General features: G+C 71.4%; 3 protein-coding genes and 1 pseudogene. 3 read left to right on the forward strand and 1 reads right to left on the reverse strand.

Annotation, left to right across the window (positions count from 1 at the left end):
* The first annotated feature begins 19 nt into the window (after nucleotides 1–19).
* Nucleotides 20–811, forward strand: coding sequence for an IclR family transcriptional regulator (locus CA983_RS42360; RefSeq protein WP_086605950.1), 792 nt, complete (start codon nucleotides 20–22; stop codon nucleotides 809–811).
* A 58-nt stretch (nucleotides 812–869) separates the two neighbouring features.
* On the opposite strand, the gene CA983_RS42365 is transcribed toward CA983_RS42360, so the two are convergent.
* Complete coding sequence (locus CA983_RS42365; protein WP_086605951.1) at nucleotides 870–1,325, reverse strand: VOC family protein; 456 nt, start codon at nucleotides 1,323–1,325, stop codon at nucleotides 870–872.
* Nucleotides 1,326–1,435: 110 nt separating this feature from the next.
* On the opposite strand from CA983_RS42365, the gene CA983_RS42370 reads away from it, so the two are divergent.
* Nucleotides 1,436–1,714, forward strand: coding sequence for a hypothetical protein (locus CA983_RS42370; RefSeq protein ID WP_086605952.1), 279 nt, complete (start codon nucleotides 1,436–1,438; stop codon nucleotides 1,712–1,714).
* A 97-nt stretch (nucleotides 1,715–1,811) separates the two neighbouring features.
* Nucleotides 1,812–2,750 (forward strand): annotated as a pseudogene (locus tag CA983_RS42375) (glycoside hydrolase family 16 protein); the annotation flags it as partial.
* Nucleotides 2,751–2,814: the final 64 nt, after the last annotated feature.

Consider the following 2,814-nt stretch of genomic DNA (forward strand, 5'->3'; position numbering starts at 1 on the left):
ACCCGGGAGACACCCGGCCATGACCGCTCTGCCCCAAGTCCTCGGCCCCGCTCGCACAGGGGGCGCCCCCACCGCGACCGACCGGCTGCTGTCCGTCCTCGCGGCCTTCGACCACGAGCACCCGGCCCTGTGCCTGACGGACATCAGCCGGCGGGCCGGGCTGAGCCTGACCACCGCGCACCGGCTGGTGGGCGCGCTCACCGAGTGGGGAGCCCTGGAACGGGACGAGTCCGGCGTCTACCACGTCGGGCTCCGGCTGTGGGAGATCGCCGCACTGGCGCCGCGCGGCCTCGCCCTGCGGCAGATCGCGCTGCCGTACCTGGAGGACCTGTACGAGGCGACGCACGAGAACGTGCAGCTGGCGGTGCGGGACGGCTCGGACGTCGTCTACATCGAGTGGCTGTCGGGGCGCTCCGCGGTCGGCGTGCATATCCGCGTCGGCGCGCGCTGGCCACTGCACGCCACCGGGGTCGGGCTCGCCCTGCTGGCCCACGGGGAACCGGAGTTCCAGGAGGAGTACTGCGCGGGCGCACTCGCGTCCTTCACGCCGTACACGATCACCGACCCGGCGCGGCTGCGGCGGGAACTCGCCGAAGTGCGCCGGACCGGCGTCGCGGTGAGCGACCGTCAGGTCACGGAGGACGCCCTGTCGGTGGCCGCGCCGGTACGCACGGCGGACGGCTCGGTGGCCGCCGCCGTGTCCATCGTGGTGCCGCACGCCGACGCCCAGGTGCCGGTGCTGGTCCCGGCGGTACGGGTGGCGGCGCGCGGCATCTCACGGGCCCTGGGGTGGCTGCCGGAGCGCGCCTGAGGCGGCGGGTTCGGCAGTTGCCCGGCATCGGGCTTCCGGGCGAAGCCGTCCGTGACACTCAGGCCACGCAGAACTCGTTGTCCTCCGGGTCCCGCAGCACGACGCCGTAGTAGTCCATGTCCGGCTCGTCCATGACCCGCACCACCGTCGCGCCGGTCGAGGTCAGCCGGTCCACCTTGGCCTTGACTCTCCGGGTGCGCTCCGGCAGGGGAACGCCTCTGCCACCACCGACCTTCAGGTCCAGATGCACCCGGTTCTTGACGGTCTTGCCCTCCGGCACCCGCTGGAACCAGATGCGGGGCCCCTGCCCGTCCGGATCGACGATCGACTCGGGGCTCTCCCCCACCCCCTCGGTCAGTTCCTCCGCGGGCACCCCCATGTCCTCCCAGTAGGCCCGCCAGGTGGGGTGCCCGCCCGGGGCCGGTTCGGTCACGTAACCGAGGGCCTCGGTCCAGAAGGTCACGAGTCTCGCCGGGTCGGCGCAGTCGATGGTCAGCTGCAAACTGACGTCCATGCCGTGAGCATCGCAGGAAGGTCTGACAACGGGCCCTGGGACAACCGTCGCGCCCCGCCGGAAGTCGAACCCCGCAGAGCTCCACAACGCCTGAGACGGGGGAATCGGCGATGGTGCGGTCGGGAAGGCCTCAGCAGTCGGGAAGGCCTCAGCGGTGGGCAAGGTGGCTGGCGCGGCACACCGGATGGCAGCACGCGCTGCGGCTGCTTCTCCTGCTCACCCTCGCCGGGCTGATGGGTCTCGTCGCCGGTTGGGCGGGGCTTCCCGAGTGGACCATGGCGGTGGGTATCGTCCTGCTGCTGATCATCGACGACGTGCTGCACTGGTACGTCAAGAAGTGGGGCACCGACCCGAAGGCCCGGTCGGTCTTGGATGACGACAACCCTTGACGACTGGTGCCGCAGGGAGCACATTGTGCACCGCAGGCATCCCTGAGAGCGCTCTCAGAAGACCTGCATTCCCCCCACTCCTCAATGAAGAGGCCCCATGAGCGGAAACCACAGCAGACGCATCTCCCGTCGGCGGTTGCTCGCCGGCGTCCTCGGCACGCTGGGTCTGGCGGCAGCCGCAACGGCCGTCACCCTGCCCGCGAACGCCTCCGCGCCGCCACCCCCGTCGGGCTGGACGCAGGTGTTCGTCGACGACTTCGAAGGCCCAGCGGGCGCCAAGGCCGACACGGCCAACTGGCAGTACGCCACCGGCACCGGCTACCCGGGCGGTCCCGCCGACTGGGGCACCGGCGAGATCGAACGGATGACGGACAGCACCGACAACGTCTCCCTCGACGGCGACGGCAACCTCCGCATCACCCCGCGGCGCGACGGCGCCGGCAACTGGACCTCCGGCCGCATCGAGACCAACCGCACCGACTTCCAGCCCCCGGCCGGCGGCAAGCTCCGCGTCGAGGGCCGGATCCGGACGCCGGACGTCAACGGCGATGCCGCCAGGGGCTATTGGCCGGCCTTCTGGATGCTCGGCGCGCCCTACCGCGGCAACTACCAGAACTGGCCCGGCGTCGGCGAGCTGGACATCATGGAGAACACCCAGGGCCAGAACACGGTGTTCGGCACCATGCACTGCGGCACCTCCCCGGGCGGCCCCTGCAACGAGAACAGCGGCATCGGCTCCACCACCACCTGCCCCGGCACGGCGTGCAACGCGGGCTTCCACACGTACGCCCTGGAGTGGGACAGGTCGGCCGCCACGGAGGAGATCCGTTTCTCCGTCGACGGCACGACCTACCACACCGTCAAGGAGAGCCAGGTCGACACGACCACCTGGAAGAACGCGACCGACCACGGCTTCTTCCTCATCCTCAACGTCGCGATGGGCGGCGCCTTCCCGAACGCCTTCGGCGGCGGGCCGGACGCCGGGACCCAGCCGGGCCGGCCGATGGTGGTCGACTACGTCCGGGTCCTTCAGTCGGCGAGCTGACCTCCCACCGCACGAGGGGCGGGCACCCCACGGCCCGCCCCTCCGGCATGCACCC

It is taken from the genome of Streptomyces swartbergensis (genome assembly GCF_002148965.1).
Classification (GTDB): Bacteria; Actinomycetota; Actinomycetes; order Streptomycetales; family Streptomycetaceae; genus Streptomyces; species Streptomyces swartbergensis.

Excerpts from the sequence above, each read along its gene's own strand:
- CA983_RS42365 (WP_086605951.1), bottom strand. The coding sequence starts at position 1,325 with ATGGACGTCAGTTTGCAGCTGACCATCGACTGCGCCGACCCGGCGAGA.
- CA983_RS42360 (WP_086605950.1), top strand. The coding sequence starts at position 20 with ATGACCGCTCTGCCCCAAGTCCTCGGCCCCGCTCGCACAGGGGGCGCC.
- CA983_RS42370 (WP_086605952.1), top strand. The coding sequence starts at position 1,436 with ATGGTGCGGTCGGGAAGGCCTCAGCAGTCGGGAAGGCCTCAGCGGTGG.